This window comes from Bradyrhizobium sp. HKCCYLRH3099 (assembly GCF_051167855.1).
In the GTDB taxonomy this organism is placed as follows: domain Bacteria; phylum Pseudomonadota; class Alphaproteobacteria; order Rhizobiales; family Xanthobacteraceae; genus Bradyrhizobium.
In genome coordinates this window covers 1-23451 of record NZ_JBNPTW010000016.1, presented here as the reverse complement: position 1 = coordinate 23451, position 23451 = coordinate 1, and the positions used below count along the sequence as shown (strand labels likewise).

18 protein-coding genes are annotated in these 23451 nt (G+C 66.2%); 10 read left to right on the top strand and 8 right to left on the bottom strand.

Features of this window, described 5'->3' with window-relative positions; translation table 11 throughout:
• Positions 1 to 121: 121 nt before the first annotated feature.
• From ACQR1Y_RS25525 to ACQR1Y_RS25515, 3 genes are all read left to right on the top strand, one after another.
• On the top strand, positions 122 to 277 hold the full coding sequence (locus ACQR1Y_RS25525) for a DUF3096 domain-containing protein (RefSeq protein ID WP_006613564.1): 156 nt from the start codon (positions 122 to 124) through the stop codon (positions 275 to 277).
• 112 nt (positions 278 to 389) lie between these two features.
• Entirely contained in the window at positions 390 to 3350 is a 2961-nt protein-coding gene (gene ppdK / locus ACQR1Y_RS25520; RefSeq protein WP_434876926.1) for a pyruvate, phosphate dikinase, read from the top strand.
• A gap of 831 nt (positions 3351 to 4181) precedes the next feature.
• Positions 4182 to 5648, top strand: a complete 1467-nt coding sequence (locus ACQR1Y_RS25515) for a cell wall hydrolase (RefSeq protein WP_434876925.1) — start codon at positions 4182 to 4184, stop codon at positions 5646 to 5648.
• Between the two features lie 175 nt (positions 5649 to 5823).
• Here ACQR1Y_RS25515 and ACQR1Y_RS25510 read toward each other — a convergent pair whose 3' ends face one another.
• A complete protein-coding gene (locus tag ACQR1Y_RS25510) occupies positions 5824 to 7422 on the bottom strand; it encodes an L-aspartate oxidase (RefSeq protein WP_434876924.1) in 1599 nt (532 codons plus the stop codon).
• A gap of 335 nt (positions 7423 to 7757) precedes the next feature.
• On the opposite strand from ACQR1Y_RS25510, the gene ACQR1Y_RS25505 reads away from it, so the two are divergent.
• The 6 genes from ACQR1Y_RS25505 to ACQR1Y_RS25480 all read left to right on the top strand — a co-directional run bounded on the left by ACQR1Y_RS25505 (position 7758) and on the right by ACQR1Y_RS25480 (position 15420).
• The gene (locus ACQR1Y_RS25505) at positions 7758 to 9002 is read left to right on the top strand and encodes an MFS transporter (protein WP_434876923.1); all 1245 of its coding nucleotides are present in this window, start codon (positions 7758 to 7760) and stop codon (positions 9000 to 9002) included.
• 64 nt (positions 9003 to 9066) lie between these two features.
• Entirely contained in the window at positions 9067 to 10053 is a 987-nt protein-coding gene (gene acuI, locus ACQR1Y_RS25500; protein WP_434876922.1) for an acrylyl-CoA reductase (NADPH), read from the top strand.
• 114 nt (positions 10054 to 10167) lie between these two features.
• Positions 10168 to 10782, top strand: a complete 615-nt coding sequence (locus tag ACQR1Y_RS25495) for a hypothetical protein (RefSeq protein ID WP_434876921.1) — start codon at positions 10168 to 10170, stop codon at positions 10780 to 10782.
• Positions 10783 to 10963: 181 nt separating this feature from the next.
• The gene (locus ACQR1Y_RS25490) at positions 10964 to 11197 is read left to right on the top strand and encodes a DUF6894 family protein (protein ID WP_434876920.1); all 234 of its coding nucleotides are present in this window, start codon (positions 10964 to 10966) and stop codon (positions 11195 to 11197) included.
• Positions 11198 to 11846: 649 nt separating this feature from the next.
• The gene (locus tag ACQR1Y_RS25485; RefSeq protein WP_434876919.1) at positions 11847 to 13535 is read left to right on the top strand and encodes a methyl-accepting chemotaxis protein; all 1689 of its coding nucleotides are present in this window, start codon (positions 11847 to 11849) and stop codon (positions 13533 to 13535) included.
• A 199-nt stretch (positions 13536 to 13734) separates the two neighbouring features.
• Positions 13735 to 15420 (top strand): methyl-accepting chemotaxis protein, encoded by a 1686-nt coding sequence (locus ACQR1Y_RS25480; RefSeq protein WP_434876918.1) that lies wholly within the window; start codon positions 13735 to 13737, stop codon positions 15418 to 15420.
• A gap of 3 nt (positions 15421 to 15423) precedes the next feature.
• On the opposite strand, the gene ACQR1Y_RS25475 is transcribed toward ACQR1Y_RS25480, so the two are convergent.
• From ACQR1Y_RS25475 to ACQR1Y_RS25445, 7 genes are all read right to left on the bottom strand, one after another.
• A complete protein-coding gene (locus ACQR1Y_RS25475; RefSeq protein ID WP_434876917.1) occupies positions 15424 to 18102 on the bottom strand; it encodes a DUF2339 domain-containing protein in 2679 nt (892 codons plus the stop codon).
• A gap of 355 nt (positions 18103 to 18457) precedes the next feature.
• A complete protein-coding gene (locus tag ACQR1Y_RS25470) occupies positions 18458 to 18964 on the bottom strand; it encodes a tyrosine phosphatase family protein (RefSeq protein WP_434857019.1) in 507 nt (168 codons plus the stop codon).
• Between the two features lie 100 nt (positions 18965 to 19064).
• On the bottom strand, positions 19065 to 19289 hold the full coding sequence (locus ACQR1Y_RS25465; protein ID WP_434857018.1) for a hypothetical protein: 225 nt from the start codon (positions 19287 to 19289) through the stop codon (positions 19065 to 19067).
• Complete coding sequence (locus tag ACQR1Y_RS25460; protein ID WP_434857017.1) at positions 19286 to 19525, bottom strand: hypothetical protein; 240 nt, start codon at positions 19523 to 19525, stop codon at positions 19286 to 19288. The genes ACQR1Y_RS25465 and ACQR1Y_RS25460 overlap by 4 nt, the downstream gene beginning before the upstream one ends.
• A gap of 5 nt (positions 19526 to 19530) precedes the next feature.
• Positions 19531 to 20145 carry a YfbR-like 5'-deoxynucleotidase gene (locus ACQR1Y_RS25455; protein WP_434857016.1) on the bottom strand — a complete coding sequence of 205 codons (615 nt, stop codon included), beginning with the start codon at positions 20143 to 20145 and terminating at the stop codon, positions 19531 to 19533.
• Positions 20142 to 20768, bottom strand: a complete 627-nt coding sequence (locus ACQR1Y_RS25450) for a DNA-3-methyladenine glycosylase I (RefSeq protein WP_434857015.1) — start codon at positions 20766 to 20768, stop codon at positions 20142 to 20144. Before ACQR1Y_RS25450 ends, ACQR1Y_RS25455 begins: the two co-directional genes overlap by 4 nt.
• Before the next feature lie 9 nt (positions 20769 to 20777).
• Positions 20778 to 21662 (bottom strand): YgfZ/GcvT domain-containing protein, encoded by an 885-nt coding sequence (locus tag ACQR1Y_RS25445; protein WP_434876916.1) that lies wholly within the window; start codon positions 21660 to 21662, stop codon positions 20778 to 20780.
• Positions 21663 to 21859: 197 nt separating this feature from the next.
• Here ACQR1Y_RS25445 and ACQR1Y_RS25440 point away from each other — a divergent pair, with 197 nt between their 5' ends.
• Positions 21860 to 23194: a dihydroorotase gene (locus ACQR1Y_RS25440; RefSeq protein WP_434876915.1), complete on the top strand. Its 1335-nt coding sequence runs from the start codon at positions 21860 to 21862 to the stop codon at positions 23192 to 23194.
• Positions 23195 to 23451 lie beyond the last annotated feature (257 nt).

Genomic DNA, 23451 nt, shown 5'->3' with positions numbered 1-23451 from the left:
CTCGCTTTTGGGAACCGGAACCCGCGCCGCGCGTCTCCTATTCCGCCACGATCAGCCGGGATAAGGTCCCGCCCGATCGAATCGCCCAACCTCCTCTTTCAATCCCATTCAGAGTTCGCGGATGCACCTGACCGTTGCCCATATCTCGCCGATCATGTCCGTCATCGCCGGAGTCCTCATCCTGATCATGCCGCGGCTGCTGAACTTCATCGTCGCGATCTTTCTCATTCTGAACGGCCTCATCGGCATGGGGCTGCTGAAGTGGCTCCACTTCTAGTTTTCCGAGGGGCGCCTCAGCCCAAGGTCGGGAACCTCTGTGCTTGCGCCGCAGCGCCCAAAGTGGTGTAAGGCGCGCGATTTCTCCTCCCATTTGCGGATCGAAGCATCTCATGGCCAAAGCGGTAGCGAAGTCTAAAAAAGTCGCAGCGAAATCAAAGCCTTCCAAGCAGGGTAAGGCCAAGGCCGCTCCGCTCGCTCCACCGCGCAAGGCGCTGAAGACGGCTGCCAAAGCCCCGGCCAAGGCGCCTGCCAAGTCTGCTGCGAAGACGGCGCCGAAAGCGCCAGTGAAAACCGCTCCGAAGAAGCCGGCCAAGGTTGCCGCCAAGCCGGTTGCGAAGGCTGCGGCCAAGACCGCGAAGCCCGCAGCAAAGAGCACGGTCACCGCAATCAAGCCGAACAAGTGGGTTTATACCTTCGGCGACGGCAAGGCCGAGGGCAAAGCGGGCTTGCGCGATCTGCTCGGCGGCAAGGGCGCCAACCTCGCCGAGATGGCCAATCTCGGCCTGCCCGTGCCTCCGGGCTTCACCATCCCGACCTCGGTCTGCACCTACTTCTACGCCAACGACAAGACCTATCCGAAGGAGCTGCAGTCGCAGGTCGACAAGGCGCTCGACTACATCGGCAAGCTCACCGGCAAGAAGTTCGGCGATCCGGAAAACCCGCTCCTGGTCTCGGTGCGCTCGGGCGCCCGCGCCTCGATGCCGGGCATGATGGACACCGTGCTCAACCTCGGCCTCAACGACCAGACGGTCGAAGCGCTGGCACAGCTGTCCGGAGACCGCCGTTTCGCCTTCGACAGCTATCGCCGCTTCATCACGATGTACTCCGATGTCGTGCTCGGCTTCGAGCACCATCATTTCGAGGACATCCTCGACAGCTTCAAGGACAGCCAGGGCTATCAGCTCGACACCGACCTCTCGTCGGAAGACTGGGAAATGCTGGTCGGCAAGTACAAGGATGCCGTCGCCACCGAGACCGGCAAGGATTTCCCGCAGGACCCGCATGACCAGCTGTGGGGTGCCATTGGGGCGGTGTTCTCATCCTGGATGAACGCCCGCGCGGTGACCTATCGCAAGCTGCACGACATTCCGGAATCCTGGGGCACCGCCGTCAACGTCCAGGCCATGGTGTTCGGCAACATGGGCGACACCTCGGCGACCGGCGTCGCCTTCACCCGCAATCCCTCGACCGGCGAGAGCAAGCTGTACGGCGAGTTCCTGATCAATGCGCAGGGCGAGGACGTCGTCGCCGGCATCCGCACCCCGCAGGACATCACCGAGGACGCGCGCATCGAGTCCGGCTCCGACAAGGCCTCGATGGAAGTCGCGATGCCCGAGGCCTTCAAGGAGCTGACGCGGATCTACACGCTGCTCGAGAAGCACTACCGCGACATGCAGGACATGGAGTTCACGGTCGAGCGCGGCAAGCTTTGGATGCTGCAAACCCGCAGCGGCAAGCGCACCGCCAAGGCGGCGCTGCGCATCGCCGTCGAGCTCGCCCATGAGGGCCTGATCTCGCAGAACGACGCCGTGCTGCGCGTCGATCCGGCCTCGCTCGACCAGCTGCTGCATCCGACCATCGATCCCGCCGCCAAGCGCGACGTCGTCGCGACCGGCCTGCCGGCGTCGCCGGGGGCTGCGTCCGGCGAGATCGTGTTCTCGTCGGATGAAGCCACCAAGCTGCAGGCCGACGGCCGCAAGGTCATCCTGGTCCGCATCGAGACCTCGCCGGAGGACATCCACGGCATGCATGCCGCCGAAGGCATCCTGACCACGCGCGGCGGCATGACCTCGCATGCGGCTGTCGTCGCGCGCGGCATGGGCAAGCCCTGCGTCTCCGGCTGCGGCACCATCCGCGTCGACTACGGCCGGGGCACGATGAGCATCGGCTCGCGCACCTTCAAGACCGGCGACGTCATCACCATCGACGGCTCCGTCGGCCAGGTGCTAGCGGGGCGGATGCCGATGATCGAGCCGGAGCTGTCCGGCGAGTTCGGCACCCTGATGGGCTGGGCGGACGCCGTGCGCGAGACCGGCGTGCGCGTCAACGCCGACACCCCGGAGGACGCGCGCACCGCGATCAAGTTCGGCGCCGAGGGCATCGGCCTGTGCCGCACCGAGCACATGTTCTTCGAGGAGACCCGCATCCGCACGGTGCGCGAGATGATCCTCTCGGAGGAAGAGCAGGAGCGCCGCGCCGCGCTCGCCAAGCTACTGCCGATGCAGCGCGCCGACTTCGTCGAACTGTTCGAGATCATGAAGGGACTTCCCGTCACGATCCGTCTGCTCGATCCGCCGCTGCACGAGTTCCTGCCGCACACCCAGGCCGAGGTCGAGGAAGTCGCGCGCGCGATGAATACCGATCCGCGCCGGCTCGCCGACCGCGCCCGTGAGCTGTCCGAGTTCAACCCGATGCTCGGCTTCCGCGGCTGCCGTCTGGCGATCGCCTATCCGGAGATCGCCGAGATGCAGGCGCGCGCGATCTTCGAGGCGGCGGTCGAGGCCGAGAAGCGCACCGGCGAATCCGTCGGCCTCGAGGTCATGGTGCCGCTGATCGCGACCAAGGCGGAGTTCGATCTCGTCAAGGCGCGCATCGACGCGATGGCGCAGGCCGTGATCCGCGAGACCGGCGCCGAGCTGGAGTACCAGGTCGGCACCATGATCGAGCTGCCGCGCGCCGCCCTGATGGCCGGGCAGATCGCGGAAGCCGCCGAGTTCTTCTCGTTCGGCACCAACGACCTCACGCAGACGACCTACGGCATCAGCCGCGACGACGCCGGCAGCTTCCTCGGCGCCTACGTCGCCAAGGGCATCCTCGAGATCGATCCGTTCATCTCGATCGACCGCGACGGCGTCGGCGAACTGGTCAAGATCGGCGTCGAGCGCGGCCGCGCCACGCGGCCCACGCTCAAGGTCGGCATCTGCGGCGAGCATGGCGGCGATCCGGCCTCGGTCGCGTTCTGCCACAAGGTCGGCATGAACTACGTCTCGTGCTCGCCCTACCGCGTGCCGATCGCCCGCCTCGCCGCCGCGCAATCCGCGCTCGGCAAGGAGATCGCCAGCCAGGCGTGATGCTTGTGGTGATTGACGTGAATTGATGAAGGCCGGCATGAACTGCCGGCCTTTTTCGTTTGGGATGAGCGGCGCTCGATTTGTGCTCGCTTAGCAAGCGAACGAAGGGGGAAGTCTCATCCCCACCGCCGTCATTCCGGGGCATTCGCGCGCAAAAGGGCGCAGCCATTTTGAAGCAGCGCGAATGAACCCGGAATCCATAACCACAGGCCGTGGCTTATCGAAGACAAACGTCATGCGCATCTCGTCTCCTCATGTCCAGTCGTGGCTATGGATTCCGGGCTCGAGCTTCGCGCGCCCGCCTGCGCGGGCATGACAGCGGAGCTCGAGCCACAGCCGTCATCGCGAGCGCAGCGAAGCGATCCAGGGGCCACACACACGGTCTGCCTCCACGGCCCCTGGATTGCTTCGGCGCAAGAGCGCCTCGCAATGACGCGTGGGCAGGCTTGATCGTCTCACCACAGCTGTCATCGCTGGCTTGACCGGGCGATCCCGTCCACCGAGTCGATTGTGAGTCCACCGAGGCCGCGGCGTACTGGATGACCAGAATGACGATTGGAGAGTGTGCACGAGTTCCGCTTCATTCAGGCGAGCTTGGGATTTCATCCACCACCTTCATTGACGGAATCTTCACCACTCTGGCCACGCCGCTGTTTACCACGCACAGCGATCGCAGCGCGCGCTGCAACCTCGCCGCTTGCATGTTTCGTTCCTGCAACGCGGGTTAACCGCTCAGCAACCTAAACCCGATACGAACATGACAGATCGAATTGTCACGGAAGCACTGTCGTTCGATCGAGTGAGTAGCGTAGCGTTGCGTTGAGCGTATCGATGTTAGTTCTGCGTCCCGGTCCGAAGGGCGCGCGTTATGCGTCCTTCGGACTCGGTCTCTGCGTCTTCGCTCTGATGCCGACAGAGACCGGATATCAAGACATCGCGTCACTGCTCGCCCGCCAGCCGGGCGTTGCCGAACGCTGGCAGAAGCGTGTGTATTCTGCCGCGGCCTCGGTGCAGGTGGCGACCTACAGCTTCGGCCTGCCGATCGGCACGTCGGCGCCGCCTGCGGTCAGCATCCGCTTTGCCAGCCTCGATCGACGCGATCTCGACATCACCGGCAGCACGACGCCGCGCAATCCGGCGCTGCAGGTTCCGCCGCGCTACCAGGCTTCCGACTTTCCCAAGGTCGACCGCACGCTGAAGGGCGATCGTCTCGTCGTACGTCCCCCCGCGCCGCCGGAGCAGCCGACGGAGTCTGCCGCTCCCATGGAGCCGATGCCCGCCGAGCCGTCACCGACGCCGTCGACCCAGCCTGATTCGAATTCCTCGGTGTTCGGCGCCAAGACCACTCAAGCGCCGCAGCACACAACGCTCGATCCCGAATTGCAGGAGGCGCTGCGCGCGCCGCCGCTCGTGCAGTACGACGCCGCGAAGGCGGAGACCCAGCCCTCGGGTGAGCTCAAGCCCGCGGTCGGTCCCGCTTCCGCAGAGGCCGCCGCCGGCACCGACGGCCTCAACATCAAAACCTCCAGCCTGTATTTCGGCACGGCGTCGCTCGGCGGCGCCGCCGGTATGATCGAAACCTGGCAGCCCGGCGAGGCGCCGCTGATCGTGATGCCGGATCCCGAACTCAAATCGATGGCGGTGCTGTCGCAGCCGGCGGAGGATGTCACGAAGTCCGGCGACGGCGGCGAGAGCATCGCGCCGAAGGGCGAGGTCAACGCCGACAACCAGCGCGCCAAGACGCCGGCCGAGCGGCTTGGCCTGACCAGCGAGAAGTCGCGCTTCAAGTCCGAGAAGTGCCTTGCGGAAGCGGTCTATTTCGAATCACGCGGCGAGGCCGTGCGCGGCCAGATCGCGGTGGCGCAGGTCGTGCTGAACCGCGCCTTCTCCGGCTACTATCCGACCACGGTGTGCGGCGTCGTCTACCAGAACAAATACCGCCACTTCGCCTGCCAGTTCACCTTCGCCTGCGACAACAATGCCGACGTGATTCGCGAGCCCGAGATGTGGGATCGCGCCAAGAAGATCGCCAAGGCGATGCTCGACGGCGAGATCTGGCTGCCGGAGGTGGGCAAGTCGACCCACTATCATGCCTATTGGGTGCGGCCGTCCTGGGTCGCCGAAATGAAGCGCATGTACAAGTTTGGGGTCCACACCTTCTACCGGCCGAAGCGCTGGGGCGATGGCAGCGACGCGCCGAGTTGGGGCACGCCGCAGCAGACCGCGGCCATTTCCGCCGAGCTGACCGAAGCCGCCAAGAGCGAAGCCGAGATCAATCCGAATTGGACCCGGCGGTAAGCCTCTATCAACACCTTCGTCATTCCGGGTTCGATCGTCCGCGCGCGCCGCGCGTGGACGATCGAACCCGGAATCTCGAGATTGGCTTGCGCAAGACAAGCTCGAGGTTCCGGGTTCAAGGCCTGCGGCCTTGCCTCGGAACGACCGTCGTTCCGCGAGAAGAGGTCGGTCTCTACTAAGCGCTGAGCGATCGCGGCAGTCGCGCCGAGGGACGCGCTGCGATCTCGTCGGCGATCTCGCGTGCGGCGGCCAGCGTCGTCATCGTCCGGTGCGCGAAACTCGGGTTCTCCGCCGGACAGTCCACCCGGCAATGCGCGCCGCGACTCTCGCGCCGGCTCCAGGCGGCCGTGGAGATCAGCAGCGCTGCCGTCGCCATGTTTCCCAGGCCCGGATCGGCGCTGTCCCGCTCCGTCTTGGCGATCAGGGTGATGGCCTCCGCCAGCCGCTCCTCGTCGCGGAGGACGCCGACCTGAGCGGTCATCATCTCGCGCAGCGCCTTCTCCGTCAGCGGGCACGCCGCGTCCCCGGACTGGACGAGCGCGGCGTCATGCAGCGCGGGGGGAGGCGCGAAGGTCCGGCCCGCGATGTCCTCCGCGATGCGCCTGGCGAACACCAGGGCCGCCAGCAGCGCGTTGCCGGCAATGTGGTTGGCGCCATCGGTCGCGGTGGCCGCAACCTCGCCCGCGGCCCACAGGCCCTCGATCGAGCTGCGCCCGCGGCCATCGACCGCGATGCCGCCCATGTGGAAATGCGCGGCAGGGGCCACGGGAATCGGCTGCCGGGTGGGATCGAGGCCGGCGGCAGCACATGCCCGGTGCAGCATCGGATAGCGCTCGGCGACATCGTCATCGAGCACGTCGCGCGCGTCGAGAAAAGCACCGCGCCCGGCCATGATCTCGGCCATGATGCCGCGCGCGACCGTATCGCGCGGAGCGAGATCGACCAGCGGATGGCGCGGCAGCATGAAGCGCTGCCCGCGCCGGTTGACCAGGATGGCGCCGGCGCCGCGCAGGCTCTCGCTCACGACCGGTGCCGGATCGTGACCGCTCGCCATCGCCGTCGGGTGGAACTGGACGAACTCCGGATCGGCGATCACGGCGCCGGCCCGTGCCGCGGCCGCGAGGCCGGCGCCATTCGCGTGCGGCGGATTGGTCGTCACGGAGAACAGATGCCCGATGCCGCCGGTGGCCAGCACGACCGCCGGCGCAGCGATCAGCAGCGGCGGGGAGGTCTTCTCATCCGCGCGGCGCAATTGCACGCCGCGCACGACCCCATCTTCCGTGACCAGCGCGTCCACGACGTGGCCTTCGATCACCCGGATCGAAGGCGTCGTGCGAACGGCTTGCGACAAGGCGGCGATGATCGCCTGTCCGGTGAAGTCGCCGCGCACACTGAGGATTCGCGGCGTGCCATGGGCCGCTGTGCGAGAGGTCGCCAGCCTGCCGTTGTGATCGCGATCGAAGGCAACGCCGAGGCGCGCAAGGTGCTCGATCCGCTCCGCAGCCTCGCGCGCGAGGTCCAGCGCGGCGGTCGCGTCGACCAGGCCACCGCCGGCCGCGATCATGTCGGCGGCGTGCGCCTCGGGGCTGTCGCCGGCCGCCATCGCGGCGGCAATATCGGCCTGCATCGTCGCGCCGAACGAAGCCTCGCCAAGGGATGTCGCCGAGATCAGCGTGACCGGTTGCGGTGCGAGTGCCAGCGCGCAGGACAGTCCAGCGACACCTGCGCCGACGATCACGATGTGGCCTGAGGTCTCGATCCGATCGTGGTCCATGAGGCAGTCCAAATTCCACATTGCGTGCGCATCTGTACCTCCGCACCTGTTAGTTCTTCTTCAGAGACTTCCCTCGCTGTTTAGCCGTGTTTGGCGATAAAACGCCGCCGTTCTGAAGGTCGTTCGCGCAAGGGCTGAATCATCGGCAAGCACTCGCGTTGCAAGAGCCGAATGTTCCGCCGTTGGAACTCACCTCGCATGACGTCCGCTCATGAAGAGGCTCCGCATGATTTTTTTCATGGCTGGGTTCCGGCTTTTGAGCTTGGGGGATCAATGCAAATGCATTAATCCGGAGCGAGCAGCCGGATGACGCGGCGCATTCGGGGGAGACATTCATGTCGATACAGGCAGGCGATCTCGCATCAGCCCGGACCCAGAGCTGGCGTACGCCGCTCGTCATCATCGTCTGCGGCTGCGCCATCGCGCTGCTCAGCTTCGGCCCACGCTCCAGCCTCGGCTTCTTCGTGCAGCCGATGAGCCGGGAATTCGCCTGGGGCCGCGACGTGTTCGCGCTCGCGGTCGCCGTGCAGAACCTGTTGTGGGGGCTCGGCCAGCCGCTCGCCGGCGCCATCGCCGACCGCTTCGGCGTCATGCGCGTGATTTGCGTCGGTGCGCTGCTCTATGCCGGCGGCCTCTTGATGATGCGCTATTCCTCGTCGCCGCTGTCGCTGAACATCGGCGCCGGCGTGATGGTCGGCTTCGGCCTGTCGGGCTGCTCGTTCAATCTCATCCTGTCAGCGTTCAGCAAGCTGCTGCCGCCGGAGCGGCGCGGCGTCGCGCTCGGCGCCGGCACGGCAGCCGGCTCGCTCGGCCAGTTCCTGTTCGCGCCGTTCGGCGTGGCCCTGATCGACCAATTCGGCTGGCAGAGCGCGCTGATGGTGTTCGCGACGCTGATGCTGTTCATCGTGCCGCTGTCGCTTGCGGTGGCGACGCCGCCGGCCAGCGAGGCCAAGCCGACGGAGGCCGAGCAGCAGTCGTTCACGACGGCGCTGATGGAGGCGTTCGGCCATCGCTCCTACGTGCTGCTGGTGCTCGGCTTCTTCACCTGCGGCTTCCAGCTCGCCTTCATCACCGTGCATCTGCCCGCCTTCCTGGTCGATCGCGGCCTGTCGGCACAGGTCGGCGGCTGGGTGATCGCGGCGATCGGCCTGTTCAACATCATCGGCTCGCTCAGCGTCGGCTGGCTGCAGAGCCGGCTGCCGAAGCGCTACATCCTGTCCTTCATTTATTTCACCCGCGCGCTGGCGACGCTCGCCTTCATCTCGTTTCCGGTCACGCCGGCCAGCGCGATCGCGTTCGGCGCCGTCTCCGGTCTCGCCTGGCTCTCCACCGTGCCGCCGACCTCGTCGCTGGTCGCGATCATGTTCGGCACCCGCTGGCTCGCGACACTCTATGGCTTCGCCTTCGTCAGCCATCAGGTCGGCGGATTCCTCGGCGTCTGGCTCGGCGGCCTGGTGTTCGAGCGCTACGGCTCCTACACGCCGATCTGGTGGCTCTCGATCCTGTTCGGCGTGCTGTCGGCCCTAATCAACCTGCCGATCGTCGAGAAGCCGGTGGCGCGCGCAGTCGCAGCGACCTGAGTTGCGCGTCCGATCCGATCGGCTAAACATGGCCTGAATCTTCAAGAGCTCAGGGAGTGACGCTGTGGGAACGTTCAAGGCGATCCGGATCGACAAGGCCGACAAGGGAACGACCGCCACGCTTACGCAGTTCGACGAAGCCGAGCTGATGGACGGCGACGTCACCGTGAAGGTCGAATGGTCCGACCTGAACTACAAGGACGGGCTGGCGCTGACCGGCAAGGCGCCGGTGGTCCGCCGTTTCCCGATGATCGCCGGTATCGACTTCGCCGGCACGGTCGAACAGTCCAGCCATCCCGCATGGAAGCCCGGTGACGCCGTGATCTGTACCGGCTGGGGCATGGGCGAGACGCATCTCGGCGCCTATGCCGAGAAGGCCCGGGTCAAGGGCGACTGGCTGGTGGCCCTGCCGCAGGGTCTCTCGGCCCGCGACGCGATGGCGATCGGCACCGCCGGCTTCACCGCCATGCTCTCGGTGCTCGCGCTGGAGAAGCACGGGCTGACGCCGGCGAGCGGTCCGGTGGTGGTGACGGGGGCCGCGGGCGGCGTCGGGTCGGTGGCGATCGCGGTGCTCGCCAAGCTCGGCTACCACGTGATCGCCTCGACCGGGCGCTCCACTGAATCGGACTACCTGAGGTCGCTCGGCGCGGCCGAGATCATCGACCGCAACGAGCTCTCCGGAGCCGCCAAGCCGCTGGCGAAGGAGCGCTGGGCCGGCGGCGTCGACAGCGTCGGCTCCAACACGCTGGCGAACCTGCTGTCGATGACCAGATATGGCGGCGCGGTCGCAGCCTGCGGCCTGGCCGCCGGCATGGATCTGCCGTCTTCGGTCGCCCCATTCATTTTGCGCGGGGTGTGCCTGCTCGGCATCGATTCGGTGATGTGCCCGTTGCCGGCCCGCAAGGCTGCCTGGTCGCGCCTCGCAACCGACTTGGACCGGTCAAAACTGTCTGAAATTACTCGCGAAATCGCCCTGGATGAGGTCGCCTCGCTGGGCCCGCAGATTCTCGCCGGCCAGGTTCGCGGCCGCACCGTGGTAAGGATATCCTGAACTTGTTCAGACTTTTCAAACCATGCTGCTCCATTGTTGCCATGAATGGTATGGTAAGCATGGGGTAAAGATACCGCCTTACCCGCTGTGTGGGGTTAAGTGGGAGTTTGATGCATGCTCGGGCGATTTTTGCTGGGAACCCTGACGGCTGGCGCCGTGGTCGCTCCCGCGCTGGCGGGGTCGATGACGGCCGACGAGGCACGCAAGTTCGTCGCCGGAAAGGTGTTCGCCTTCACCTGTGTCGACGGCACGCGGGGCGCGGGCCGCATTCTTGATGACATGGGCGCCGCCGGCGCTGTGCAGTTCTCGGGCTCGGGCCCGGTCCGTCACATTCGCCTGCCCGGCAACACGCTGCAGATCCGTGGCCAGAACGTTTGTGCCTCGATCAAGGGCATGCCGTTCGAGCCCTGCTTCAACCTCGACAAGAAGGATGAGCGCAGCTTCCGCGGCTCGGTCTCCGGACTCGGCGCCTTCGCGTATTGCGACTTCCAGCACCAGGGCGGTGCCACCATGCTGATGGCGCGCGCCGTGGCCCGCCCACGCGCGGCGCGTGCAGCCGCGCCTGCTGCCGATCCGTCGCACACGGAGGTTGCCGCGCGGGTGGAGACGCCGCGCGTCGAGCGCAGCAAGGTGGAACCGGTGAAAACCGAATCCGCGAAGTCCGCGCCGAGTAAGTCTGAAAACGCGAATGCTGACGGTGCGTCTGAACTGCGTCGCTCTACCGATTAGTTGTTAGTTCACTCATCGATTGAAAAACACGTCGCGGATTAACATGGGTCAATCTGCGACGACGCTAGCGCACGCTAGTGGTCATTGCGCCGTAGTCGTACGGACAGTTGGATTCATGCCTCGGTAGCGACTCATTCTGCAGTTTGCGACCGGGGGGGTGGCCCAATCGAAAGGGTCGGTAATGTCGCTTTATTTCTTCCGGATCAGCCAGGGCCGATATTCTGGTGCTGCTGATCAGCCTTACGAATTCGCCAACCGGGAATCCGCCTGGAACGAACTGACGGCCGTCTGCTCCGATCTCATCGGCGGCATCTCCAAGACGTTGCAGCAGGGCACCGAATGGCAGATGGAACTGCTGGACGAGGCCAAGCAGCCCGTGTTCCGAATCCGTCTCGTCTCCGAGGCCGTCACCTGAGTTCAAGCAGCGATCGCGCGCGCCGCGTCATGCGGATCGTCGGTGCGCCGGGACGCTGTTGCTCTGCGCCAGCGGCTTCCGCGATGTGATGTCGTCGAGGACGTCTCGACGCCCCTCTCCTTTCTCCTATCTCTCTCGAGGTCACCGCGACGGCGCCACGTCGATGTCGCCGTCGGTGCGATCGCTGAGATCTTCCAAAGCTTGTTTGGAGCAACCGGCGAACTGCGATCGTGACCGTCGCAGACGTCCTGATCTGACATGTTCGCGAACCCAGTGATTGTTCTGGTTGTACTATTAACTCTCGCTTCATCAAGGTTGGTATACCAGATGTTGCAAGAGCGTCGGGCTCGGATCTGCGAGTTGTAACTCATGAGGATCCGTGTGCCACGATGGTAGAACAAGAAACGGTCATCAAACACCGCTCGCGTCGCGACGGTGATTGTTTTATTTGCATTGTCAGTAGTCCTACGGCTTCCCCATTAACCTCCGATAAGGCGCTTTCGCGCCCAATGGCATCGTCAGATCGGAACCGGAGCTTCGATCGATTCGAAGTGCTCTGACGTCGACGCAGTGCAGACCTGGTCGTTTCAGGCAGTCTTTTTTGCACTGCAAAGAAAGCGGTCGAACCCGCAGCCAGCTGAGGTCACCCGTGTCCAGAATGTCCATTCGCTCGAAGATTATATCGGTCATCGCGTTCATGCTCGTGACAATGGGCGGGCTTGGAGCGCTGGCCGTCGTCAGCATGCAATCGATCAATGCGAACACGGTTGACATCGCAACCAACTGGTTGCCGAGCGTGCGCGCGATCGGCGAGCTGCGCTCAGATATCAACCTCCTGCGTATCGCACTACGCGCGCATGTCATGTCGGATACGGCGGAGACCAAGCAGGCCGCCGAGAAGCGCGTGAACGGGATCCTCGAAACGATCAACAAGGATCGGAAGACCTACGAGCCGATGATCACCTCGGCCGAGGAGCGGGCGATCTACAATAACTGGGTACAGGCCTGGGAGAAGTATGTCGTCGCCGTCAAGCAAGTGATGGACGAATCGAACAAGAGCGTCGGGAGGATGCCGCGCGAGGCGACCGAGCTGCTGGAGAAATCCGCGGCGGCGATCGCGCGTGACGCCGACAAGTATTTCATCCAGGACATCGAGTTCAACAACAAGGGCGCGGAGACTGCGACGCGCCAGGCCGCTGAGAGCTTCTCGCGCGCGATCTGGCTGGTGGTGTCGATCATCGTCGCGGCCGTGATCGCCGGAGTCGCCGTCGGCTTCTATCTCGTACAGAACGTCTCGCAGGGTATCGCCTCGATCATCAAGCCGATGCAGGAGCTCGCGAAGGGGGACCTCTCCGCCGAGGTGACACATCGCGGCGAGCCGACCGAGATCGGCGCCATGGCCGATACGTTGCAGGTGTTCAAGGAAGCGCTGATCGCCAAGAAGGAAGCCGACGATCACGCCGCTGCTGATGCCCGGGCGAAGATCGAACGCGGCCACCGCGTCGACAACATCACGCGGCAGTTCGAGGCGACCATCGGCGAGATCGTGCAGACGGTATCGTCGGCCTCGACCGAGCTCGAGCATTCGGCGGGGGCTCTGTCCTCGACGGCGACGCGCTCGCAGCAGATCTCCACTGCGGTTGCCGCCGCCTCGGAGGAGGCTTCGACCAACGTGCAGTCGGTCGCGTCCGCCACCGAGGAACTGTCGTCGTCGATCACCGAGATCAGCCGGCAGGTGCAGGAATCGGCGCGGATGGCGACGGAAGCCGTGGACCAGGCGCGCATGACCAATGATCGCGTCAGCGAGCTGAGCAAGGCCGCGGCCCGCATCGGCGACGTCGTCGAACTGATCAACACGATCGCCGGCCAGACCAATCTCCTCGCATTGAACGCGACCATCGAGGCGGCGCGCGCCGGCGAGGCTGGCCGCGGCTTCGCGGTCGTCGCCTCCGAGGTGAAGGCACTGGCCGAGCAGACCGCCAAGGCGACCGACGAGATCGGTCAGCAGGTCTCCGGCATTCAGGCGGCGACGCAGGAGTCGGTGGGTGCCATCCGCGCGATCTCCACCACTATCGAGCGGCTGTCGGAGATCTCGTCTGCGATCGCCGCGGCGGTGGAAGAGCAGGGTGCCGCGACGCAGGAGATTTCGCGCAACGTGCAGCAGGCCTCGCAAGGCACGCAGGAAGTCTCGGCGAACGTCGTCGACGTGCAGCGCGGCGCGTCGGAGACCGGTCAAGCATCGTCGCATGTTCTTTCAGCGGCGCAATCGCTCGCCACCGACAGCGACCGGCTGAAGCGCGAGGTTGCCTCGTTCCTGGAGTCCGTGCGCGCGGCCTAACAATTCGGCGGCTCTCGTCGCCATTGTTCCGTAGTAGTACGTGGCGGACCATTAACATAAGTTTGCGGAGAAAGCGGCAATCTGCGCGACAGCAGATGCCGCTTTTTGTTTGCGCAGATGCACCGGTCGCCACGACGACGTCGTGACCTGGCAGATACGGCCGGTTGTTAGAGACGATTCTCTCGGGAGATCAACGGACGTGTCCAAGCTTTCCATTCGCATCAAGATCATCGCCGTCATCGCGTTCATGCTGATCGTGATGTCCGGCATGGGCGTGTTTTCGTTGCACAGCATGCGGGGCATCAACGCGCGGACAGTCGACATCGCCACCAATTGGCTGCCCAGCGTGCGCGCGCTCGGCAATCTGCGGGCCGATATCAATGTCTACCGTTTGACGCTCCGCGCCCATGTGATGGCGCAGACGCCCGAGGCGAAGGCCAGCAACGACAAGCGCATGGCCGACGCGCTTGCCAAGGTGAAGAAGGACATCAAGGCCTACGAGCCGCTGGTTTCCACCGCCGAGGAGCGAGGCATCTACGAAGCCTGGACGCGAGCCTGGGACAGGTACTCGGCAGAAGCCGACAAGGTGATCGATTATTCGCGCAAGAACGTGGGCAAGGTACCGGATGACGTCGAAGCGCTCTTCAAGCCGGCCGGCATCGCCTCCGCCGCCTTGGAAGAGCTGCTGCTGAAGGCGATCGACTACAACGACAACGGTGCGGAGGCGGCCACGCGCAGCGCCGCCGATGACTACAACAGCACCTTCTGGGTCGTGACGTCGATGGTTCTCGCCGTAGTCGCCGCGGGCGTTGCCGTTGGCATCTATCTCGTCCAGGATGTCTCGTCCGGCATCGCCTCGATCATCAGGCCGATGCAGGCGCTCGGGCAGGGCGATCTCTCCGCCGAGGTGCCGCATCGTGGCGAGCCGACCGAGATGGGCGCGATGGCGGATACGCTGCAGGTGTTCAAGGAGGCCTTGATCGCAAAGCGGGACGCCGATGCGCTCGCCGCGCGCGACGCCGAGGCCAAGATCGAGCGGGGCCGCCGCGTCGACAACATCACCCGGCAGTTCGAGAATACGATCGGCGAGATCGTGCAGACGGTATCGTCCGCGTCCACCGAGCTCGAGCATTCCGCCGGCGCGCTGTCCTCGACCGCGACGCGCTCGCAGGAGATCTCGACCCAGGTCGCGGCCGCGTCCGAGGAGGCGTCGACCAATGTGCAGTCGGTCGCCTCGGCCACCGAGGAGCTGTCGTCCTCGGTCACCGAGATCAGCCGCCAGGTGCAGGAATCCGCGCGCATGGCGCAGGAGGCGGTCTCGCAGGCGCGCCAGACCAACGATCGCGTCGGTGAGTTGTCGAAGGCCGCGGCACGCATCGGCGACGTGGTCGAACTGATCAACTCGATCGCGGGCCAGACCAACCTGCTGGCGCTCAACGCCACCATCGAGGCGGCGCGCGCCGGCGAAGCCGGCCGCGGCTTCGCGGTGGTGGCCTCGGAGGTCAAGGCACTCGCCGAGCAGACCGCCAAGGCGACCGGCGAGATCGGCCAGCAGATCGGCAGCATTCAGGCCGCGACGCAGGAATCCGTCGGTGCCATCCGCGACATCTCCGGCACCATCGAGCGGCTGTCGGAAATCTCCTCGGCGATCGCGGCCGCGGTCGAGGAGCAGGGCGCGGCGACGCAGGAGATCTCACGCAACGTCCAGCAGGCCTCGCACGGCACGCAGCAGGTGTCGGCGAACGTCGTCGACGTGCAGCGCGGCGCGACCGAGACCGGCCAGGCGTCGGCGCATGTGCTCAACGCCGCCAAGTCGCTGGCGACCGACAGCGACCGGCTCAAGCGCGAGGTCGCCTCGTTCCTGCAGTCGGTGCGCGCGGCCTGACGATCATCCGGCCGGCGCAGCAGGCGGCGCCTGCTGCTGCCGGCGGAACAGCACCTTCTGGTACAGCCAGCCGATCGCGACCAGCACCAGGCCGAGGCCGATGAAGGACAGCGCCCGCCAGACGCCGGTCAGCGCGGACATGTCGACCAGGAAGGCCTTCAGGATGGTCAGCGCGATCACGATCGCCGAGGCCAGTCGCGCCCGCTGCGACGACACCACGATGCCGATGCCGAGCAGCACGACACCAAGGGCGAGCCAGGCGATCGAGTAGGTATACTGCTCGGCCGCGCTGGTGACGCCGCTGGTCAGATCCGGTCCGTGATAGATCCGGCGGATCTCCAGGCTCACATAGGCCAGCGCCATGATCAGCGCGCCGGCGGCCAGCGTATTGCCATAGGCCGGCGGACGCCGGCCCGCGACCGCGTAGGATAGCAGCAGCATCAGCACCGCGGGGAAGGCGTAGGCCAGGATCAGGATGTTGAGCACGCCGCCCTTGATGGTGACGTCCGAGATCATCGGGTTCTCGAACAGCAGCAATCCGAACAGTGTGGCGCCGCCGGCGAAGCCGGTCAGCATCACGGCGCCGACATTGTGCACGATGCTCTGGCTGCGCACGCGCAGCCGTTCCAGCCCGATCGCGAGCGCCAGCGCGACGCAGACGTCGAGCCCCGCTTCGGCCAGCGACGGCACCGCCAGCATGTCGCCGTCATTGACGGCATGGCGGATCTCCAGGAACGCGAGCAGCGTCGTGAACAGGATGGCCGCGGCCTCGACCGCGCGCAACGGCGCATCGTCGCCATAGCGGCGCATCAGAATGCTCGCGCCCCAGAACGAGGCGGCCGGCACGCCATAGCCCCACAGCAGCCAGTTGAGGATCGGCGTGGTGCCGACATCGGCGCCGACGATGCGCGGATCGTAGCCGATCCGGAGCACCACCAATCCGGCGAACACGGCGGCCAGCGTGCGCAGGAACGGGATCGGCCGGTTCTCGAAGATCCAGGCGGTGCCGAGCGACATCAAGGCGAGCGAAATCGTCAGCCAGCCCTTCTCCAGCGCAAAGGTCAGCGCCAGCGCCAGCGCCGCCAGCGTGCCCGTGGCGAACAGCGCGATCGAGGCGGAGAGTCCCGGCCGCTCCTCGCGCCGCGTCAGGAGCTCGGTGGCGACCGCGAACGCAGCCGCCAGCACGACCGCGACGATCGCGAACGGGATCGAGCGGTCGAGATGAGCGATGCGGGCGTAGAGCGCGACCAGCAATGCGATCGGCGTGAACAAGCCGGCCGCCGACCACACCACCGGCACGGCGGCATTCTGCGAGCGCCCCTGCGCCAGGAAGCCGGCGCAGCCGAAGCCGATCGCGAAGATCGCCGCGGTCACCAGGTGCCACGACACGGATGCGCCGAGCGGGTTCGGTCCCATGTCGGGCAGCGCGCCGCCGGGCAGCACCAGCAGGTCCGGATTGTCGCGCAACGCCCATTCGGCGAACACCAGGAACACGGTTCCGGCCGCTGCCGCGACCGCACCGGTCGCGCTCGGCGCACGCCAGGCCACCACGAGCGTGGCCGCGATCAGCACGGTGAAGCCGATCAGCGCCAGGCCATCATGGAAGCTCGACAGCACGACCAGCATCGCGCCGAGCAGATAGACGGCGAGACCCACCGACGAGATCGGCTCGACCTCGTCATTGTCGGCCGCCGGGCCGAACAGGAAGCCGCAGACGACGATCAGCGCGGTCAGCGCAAAACCTGCGACGACGTGGAAGACATGCGGCGCGACGGTCTCGACGCCCGCGTCGAGGCCGGGCAGGGTCCACAGGAACGACAGCCCGATCGTGGTCATCGCCAGCCAGCGCCACAGCCGCACCCGCGCCAGCGCAAACGCAGCCGCAGTGACGATGGCGAGATAGATGTAGAGCGCCCAGTAGTTCGGCTGTCCGGTGGACACCAGCACCGGCGTGGTGAAAGCGGCGACGAGGCCGAGCCCGGCCAGCGCCGGGCCGTGCAGCAGCGCCGCGGCCAGCGTGCCGAGCGCGACCGCGCCGAGCAGCACGAAGGCAATCGCCGGCGCCAGGAATTCATACAGCGCATAGGCCGCGTAGATGGTCGCAAACGCGACGGCCGTGCCGGCCGCGGTCAGGATCGCCGGGATGTTGGCGATCGGCAGCGCCGCGATCTGCGAGATGCTTTCCTTGCGCCGGGTCCATTCGCCGGCGGCGAGCAGGGCTGCGGCAAACAGCGCGCCGAGCGCCACGCGGACCTCGGGGCCGACCAGGCCGGCCTCGATCGAATAGCGCACCATGAAGAAGCCGCCGAGCGCCAGCGTGAGCCCGCCGATCCACACCACCCAGCGGGTGCCGATGCGCTCCTCGAAGCCGGCCGAGGCTTGCGGCAGCGGCGGCGGCGCGAGCGGCGGGGCCTCGGCGACGGTCTCGTCGTCCCTCATTGCCGCAGGCTGCAGCGTGGGCTCGGTCACCTCGGGCAGCGGAGGCGGCACGGGCGGGGCTGCGTGGGTGTCCCACAGCGGGCTCAGCGGCGGTCCGTCCGCCAGCGGTGCCTCGCCGGAGCGGGCCTCGAGCTTGGCGAGACGCGCCTGGACCTCCCTCAGTCGATCGGAGGTCTTGCGCGCGAAGGCGAGCGCCGCGAACGCGATGAGGAGGGCAATCCAGTCCAGTGGCCAATCAAACATCACGCCTGGGAGTCCTGAGTCGATGGCGCCCGCCGGCGTCATGGGAGAGGAGAGAGAGGCCATGTCGGCCCCGGAGGGATGCGCAGCGAATCGACGGCCGGCCCGCGCGCGCCGCCACGATGGCTGCAGTTCCATGAGTGTCAAACGGCGCGGCGCAAGTTCAACCGGCGCCGGTGCGCAGATACTCGGCTTTCGCCCCTGCGCGCGCCCTGCCGATGCACCGTCGTTCCGGGGCACGCGAAGCGTGAACCCGGAACCCAGAGGTTGGTGGTTTGGTGGATACCGCGATGAGATCAGCCATCTCGGGATTCCGGGTTTGCCGCTGACGCGGCGCCCCGGAATGACGGGACCAAGCTCACTCCAGATCGATCCGGAACGGCGTGCTGTCCACCATCATCGCGCCGGGTCCGATCGCTTCCAGCGCCCGGATCATGCGGCCTTCGCGCCCCAGCGCCCGATCCGCGAGGCTGACCAGCAGGCGGTTGGGCGAGGCGATCGGCGAGGCCTGCCGGATCGCCCAGGCGATGTCGAGCTCGTCGCGGTGCGGGTTGAGCGCGCAGGCCGCGGCGAAGGCGCTCGCGGTCGAGCGGCTGATGCCGGCGTAGCAGTGGATCACCAGCGGCGCCGCGCGGTCCCAGCCGCGCACGAACTCCAGCACCTGCGTGACGTGCTCGTCGCACGGCGCGACGAAGCCCGGCATGTGCTCGGTGATGTCGTCCACGGAGACCCGGAGATGGTTCTCGGGAAGGATCGTCTCGGGCCGCCGCACCTGCTCGACATTGGCCATGATGGTCAGCACGTGGCTGGCGCCGGTCAGGCGCACGGTCTCGGGCAATGCGGCAAGCGAACAGACGTGGATCATATCGGGCCTTTGAAAGCTCGATTATACGATCGGAAGCGGCGGGGCAAAAGCGGCTTCGAGATGGCTGCCGTCAGGCCGGCGCAGCGGGGGCGGGCGGCCGTCAGCGCGTGTTCCTGAGCTGCCGCAGCTCCTGGCGGACCAGATGCGCCTTGACCTCGATCTCGGCATTGAGGCGCTCGACCTGCTCGAGCACGCGCTCCCGGCTCGGCGAGGCGATCTCGACCGGCTTCTCCGACCAGGGACGGCGCACGAGCAGGGCCACCATGGCGACGGCCACGGCGGTCAGGAGCGGGAAGCTCATGGCAAAAAGCTGGTGCGTGGTCATCGAAGACCTCCCAGGATCCACTGGCCCAGCAAATGTAAGAGCACTCCGGTCACAATGCAAACCACGCCTGAGCCGTAGATCAGGCCGGCCGGGGTATTCTGCGGCAGGACGCCGTAGACGAACTGCGCGAGCGGCACGAACGTTCCGGCGGTGACGATGGCGGTCGCCAGCGTGTTGAGCCAGTTGGCCGTCAGCTTCAGCCGTTCGTTGCGGCGTTCGTCCGGCGTCAACGGCATGGCCGTCAGGACCCCAGCACCAGGTTGAACCGGGTCAGGAACCGCTTCTCCGCCTTGGCCGCGCTCCACGGCGTCAGATATTCCGTGACGGTCGCCTCCGGCAGGCCGGGGTCGCGGCCGAACAGCTTCCTCGCCTCGCTCTCGGAAAAGCCGGCCAGTCGTGTCGCCTCCAGATAGGCCGCGCCGCGATCGGCCGCCTTGATCTGGCGCTCGATCTCGGGCGCGACCTCCGCCGGCAGGCCGAAGCGGATGTGGATCGCGCCGAGCAGCCGTTTCTCGACGCTCTTGTAGCTGCCGCCAAGCACCGCCTTGAACGGCGAGATCATGTCGCCGATGACGTATTCCGGCGCGTCGTGCAGCAGCGCAGCGAGCCGCAGCTTGGCATCGATGTTCGGCTTCTTCGCGCGCATCACCGTCTCCACCAGCAGCGTGTGCTGCGCGACCGAGAAGATGTGGGCGCCGGACGTCTGCCCGTTCCAGCGCGCCACGCGCGACAATCCGTGCGCGATATCGGCAATCTCGACGTCGAGCGGCGAGGGATCGATGAGGTTGAGCCTGCGGCCGGACAGCATGCGCTGCCAGACGCGGTCGTGCCCGTTGTCGGGCGTCTTGGTCGTCATTTGATCTTGAGGCGCGGGGCGCGGCGCTTGCCGCTGCAGGTCTCGTGGCAGAAGCAGGTGACGAGATGGTCGTTGACCATCCCGGTCGCCTGCATGAAGGCGTAGACGATCGTGGGTCCGACGAACTTGAAGCCGCGCGAGGACAGCTCCTTCGACATCTTGATCGAGAGCGGCGTCGAAGCCGGCACGCTCGCCGTGGTCTTGAACTGATTCACCTTCGGCGCGCCGTCCATGAAGCCCCATAGCAGCTTCGAGAAGCCGGGGCCCTTGTCCTGGATGTCGAGCCAGGATTTCGCGCTGAGGATGGCACCCTCGATCTTGGCGCGGTTGCGGACGATGCCGGCATCGTTCATCAGCGCATGGATCTTCTTGTCGCTGTAGCGCGCGATCTTCTCCGGCTGGAAATCATCGAAGGCGCGGCGGAAATTGTCGCGCTTGCGCAGGATCGTGATCCACGACAGCCCGGCCTGGAAGCCGTCGAGGATCAGCTTCTCGTAGAGGGCGCGGTCGTCATACTCGGGCACGCCCCACTCGGTGTCGTGATAGGCGACATAGAGCGGATCGCTGCCCGGCCAGGGGCAGCGCGTCAGACCATCAGGATGGACGACGGCGGCGCGGCCCATACGATCCGCTCAGGCGACCGTTTGTTTCGGCGCGCCCTGCAGCGCGTCGGGATCGGCGATGCGCAGCGTCAGCCCGCCAGCAGTGAGCGGCGTGCCAGCCTCCATGGCTTCCGCGGCGCGATCGATGCGCAGCAGCGCCAGGCCCTTCTGCGCAGCGGCCGAGCCCATCGTGCCGATGCTCTTCTCGCCGGCCAAGATCGGCGTGCCCGGCTCCGGGCTCGGGCCGTCGATCAGCACCTTGGCGGTGCGTGTCCGCGTGGTGCCGCGATGGTGCATGCGGCTCACCACCTCCTGGCCGACATAGCAGCCTTTGCCGATGTCGACGCCGTGCAGGCGGTCCATGTTGGTCTCGTAGGGAAAGGCGTCGCCATACATGAAGTCGAGCCCGCCGCGCGGCACGGCATGATCGATCCGATGCGCCTCGTAGTCTGCGGCCGCGACAATGTCGGCGCCGAGTCCCGCCGCGATCTCGGCGAGCTCGGCCTGCGGCGCGATGACGCGGTCACCCATCGCCTCGTGACGCGGATCTCTGAAGCAGAGATCTAGCGCCGCACCGGGCGTGCCGTCCCACACTGCGATGACACCCACCTGATCCGACAGGTTGGCGACCGTCAGCTTGGCGCGCAGCTTGTACAAATTGAGCTTGTCCGCCAGCGCCTGCGCCAGCGCGCGCGGGCAATCCAGCAGGAAGCGTTCACCGGCCTCGCCCGTGGGCGCCTGCGCCACCAGGAAGTCGATGATGATCTTGCCCTGCGGCGTCAGCAATGCCCCGAACCGGGCCTCGCCCGGAACGAGCTTGGTGACGTCCGTGGTGACCAGTCCGTTGAGGAACTTGCGTGCATCGTCGCCGCTGACCTGGACCACGCCCCGGTCGTCGAGAAACGTCGCTTTCATTCGAAAAACCTCTTGCGACACGCCGCACCGAAACGTAAGCCGCCCTGGCTTAAACCACAAGGCTGAAACGCTGCACTGCGGTGGCTTCATCCTAAAGATCAAGCCGCGCGAGGCCTGGCAGGCCAGCAAATGGGCAGGCGCGCAGCATGATCGATCTGTCTCCGATGAATGCGGAGAATGAAATCCTAGAGGGGTTCATGAGCCAGCGGTTCGACGTCATTCTGAAATCCGGCACGGTGGTCAATCAGGACGGCGAGGGCGTTCGCGACATTGGCATCACCGCTGGCCGCATCGTCGAGATCGGCGATCTCGGCGCGGCTTCGGCCGCCGAGATCATCGACTGCAAGGGCCTGCACGTGTTGCCCGGCGTGATCGACACCCAGGTGCATTTCCGCGAGCCCGGCCTGACCCACAAGGAGGATCTCGAAACCGGCTCGCGCAGCGCCGTGATGGGCGGCGTCACCGCCGTGTTCGAGATGCCCAACACCAACCCGCTGACGGTCACCGAGGAGGCGTTCACCGCCAAGATCGAGGCCGGCCGGCACCGCATGCATTGCGACTTCGCCTTCTTCATCGGAGGCACCCGCGAGAACGTCGAGCAACTGCCGGTGCTCGAGCGCGCCGAGGGCTGCGCCGGTGTGAAGGTGTTCGTCGGCTCCTCCACCGGCTCGCTGCTGGTCGAGGACGATGACTCGCTCCGCCGCATCTTCCAGGTCATCCGCCGTCGCGCCGCGTTCCACGCCGAGGACGAATACCGCCTCAACGAGCGCAAGGGTCTGCGCGTCGAGAACGATCCGCGCTCGCACCCGGTATGGCGCGATGAGGAGGCGGCGCTGCGCGCCACCCAGCGCCTCGTCAATCTTGCCCACGAGACCGGCAAGCGAATCCACGTGCTGCACATCTCGACCAAGGAAGAGATCGTCTATCTGCGCGACCACAAGGACGTCGCCACCGTCGAGGCGACGCCGCATCATCTCACTCTGACAGCGCCCGAGTGCTACGAGCGGCTCGGCACCTATGCGCAGATGAATCCGCCGGTGCGCTCGGCCGACCATCGCGACGTCATCTGGTGGGGCGTGCATCAGGGCATCGTCGACATCCTCGGTTCCGACCACGCCCCGCATACCGCAGAGGAGAAGGCGAAGACCTATCCGGCCTCGCCCTCCGGCATGACCGGTGTTCAGACCCTGGTGCCGATCATGCTCGACCACGTCAATGCCGGCCGGCTGTCGCTCGCGCGTTTCGTCGACCTCACCAGCGCCGGCCCGGCTCGCATCTACAACATCGCCCGCAAGGGCCGCATCGCCGCCGGCTACGACGCCGACCTCACGATCGTCGACCTCAAGCGCAGCGAGACCATCACCAACAAATGGGTGGCGTCGAAAGCCGGCTGGACGCCGTATGACGGCGTGCGCGTCACCGGCTGGCCGGTCGGCACCTTCGTCCGCGGCCGCCGCGTGATGTGGCAGGGCGAACTGCTGACACCGGCCACGGGTGAGCCGGTCAGGTTCATGGAGACGCTGCGGCCGTAGCGGCGCTTACTATGTGCTCCGTCATTGCGAGCGCAGCGAAGCAATCCAGAGTTCTTGCTGGGTCCTGGATTGCTTCGCTGCGCTCGCAATGACGCGGAAGGAGCATGGCGCTTCGGATGATCGGCTCGTAACCCGGATGAGCGCAGCGACATCCGGGTTCACCAATACAGCAGGCGAGACCCCGGATGTCGCTGCGCTCATCCGGGCTTCTGTAACGGGCCTTGGTTTGTCAATCCCAATTGCATGTCCTATCGCCG

Excerpts from the sequence above, each read along its gene's own strand:
- ACQR1Y_RS25515 (WP_434876925.1), top strand. The coding sequence starts at position 4,182 with ATGTTAGTTCTGCGTCCCGGTCCGAAGGGCGCGCGTTATGCGTCCTTC.
- ACQR1Y_RS25450 (WP_434857015.1), bottom strand. The coding sequence starts at position 20,768 with ATGGGCCGCGCCGCCGTCGTCCATCCTGATGGTCTGACGCGCTGCCCC.
- ACQR1Y_RS25525 (WP_006613564.1), top strand. The coding sequence starts at position 122 with ATGCACCTGACCGTTGCCCATATCTCGCCGATCATGTCCGTCATCGCC.
- ACQR1Y_RS25470 (WP_434857019.1), bottom strand. The coding sequence starts at position 18,964 with ATGATCCACGTCTGTTCGCTTGCCGCATTGCCCGAGACCGTGCGCCTG.
- ACQR1Y_RS25465 (WP_434857018.1), bottom strand. The coding sequence starts at position 19,289 with ATGACCACGCACCAGCTTTTTGCCATGAGCTTCCCGCTCCTGACCGCC.
- ACQR1Y_RS25495 (WP_434876921.1), top strand. The coding sequence starts at position 10,168 with ATGCTCGGGCGATTTTTGCTGGGAACCCTGACGGCTGGCGCCGTGGTC.
- ACQR1Y_RS25505 (WP_434876923.1), top strand. The coding sequence starts at position 7,758 with ATGTCGATACAGGCAGGCGATCTCGCATCAGCCCGGACCCAGAGCTGG.
- ACQR1Y_RS25440 (WP_434876915.1), top strand. The coding sequence starts at position 21,860 with ATGAGCCAGCGGTTCGACGTCATTCTGAAATCCGGCACGGTGGTCAAT.
- ACQR1Y_RS25445 (WP_434876916.1), bottom strand. The coding sequence starts at position 21,662 with ATGAAAGCGACGTTTCTCGACGACCGGGGCGTGGTCCAGGTCAGCGGC.
- ACQR1Y_RS25460 (WP_434857017.1), bottom strand. The coding sequence starts at position 19,525 with ATGCCGTTGACGCCGGACGAACGCCGCAACGAACGGCTGAAGCTGACG.
- ACQR1Y_RS25455 (WP_434857016.1), bottom strand. The coding sequence starts at position 20,145 with ATGACGACCAAGACGCCCGACAACGGGCACGACCGCGTCTGGCAGCGC.
- ACQR1Y_RS25490 (WP_434876920.1), top strand. The coding sequence starts at position 10,964 with ATGTCGCTTTATTTCTTCCGGATCAGCCAGGGCCGATATTCTGGTGCT.
- ppdK (WP_434876926.1), top strand. The coding sequence starts at position 390 with ATGGCCAAAGCGGTAGCGAAGTCTAAAAAAGTCGCAGCGAAATCAAAG.
- ACQR1Y_RS25510 (WP_434876924.1), bottom strand. The coding sequence starts at position 7,422 with ATGGACCACGATCGGATCGAGACCTCAGGCCACATCGTGATCGTCGGC.
- ACQR1Y_RS25475 (WP_434876917.1), bottom strand. The coding sequence starts at position 18,102 with ATGTTTGATTGGCCACTGGACTGGATTGCCCTCCTCATCGCGTTCGCG.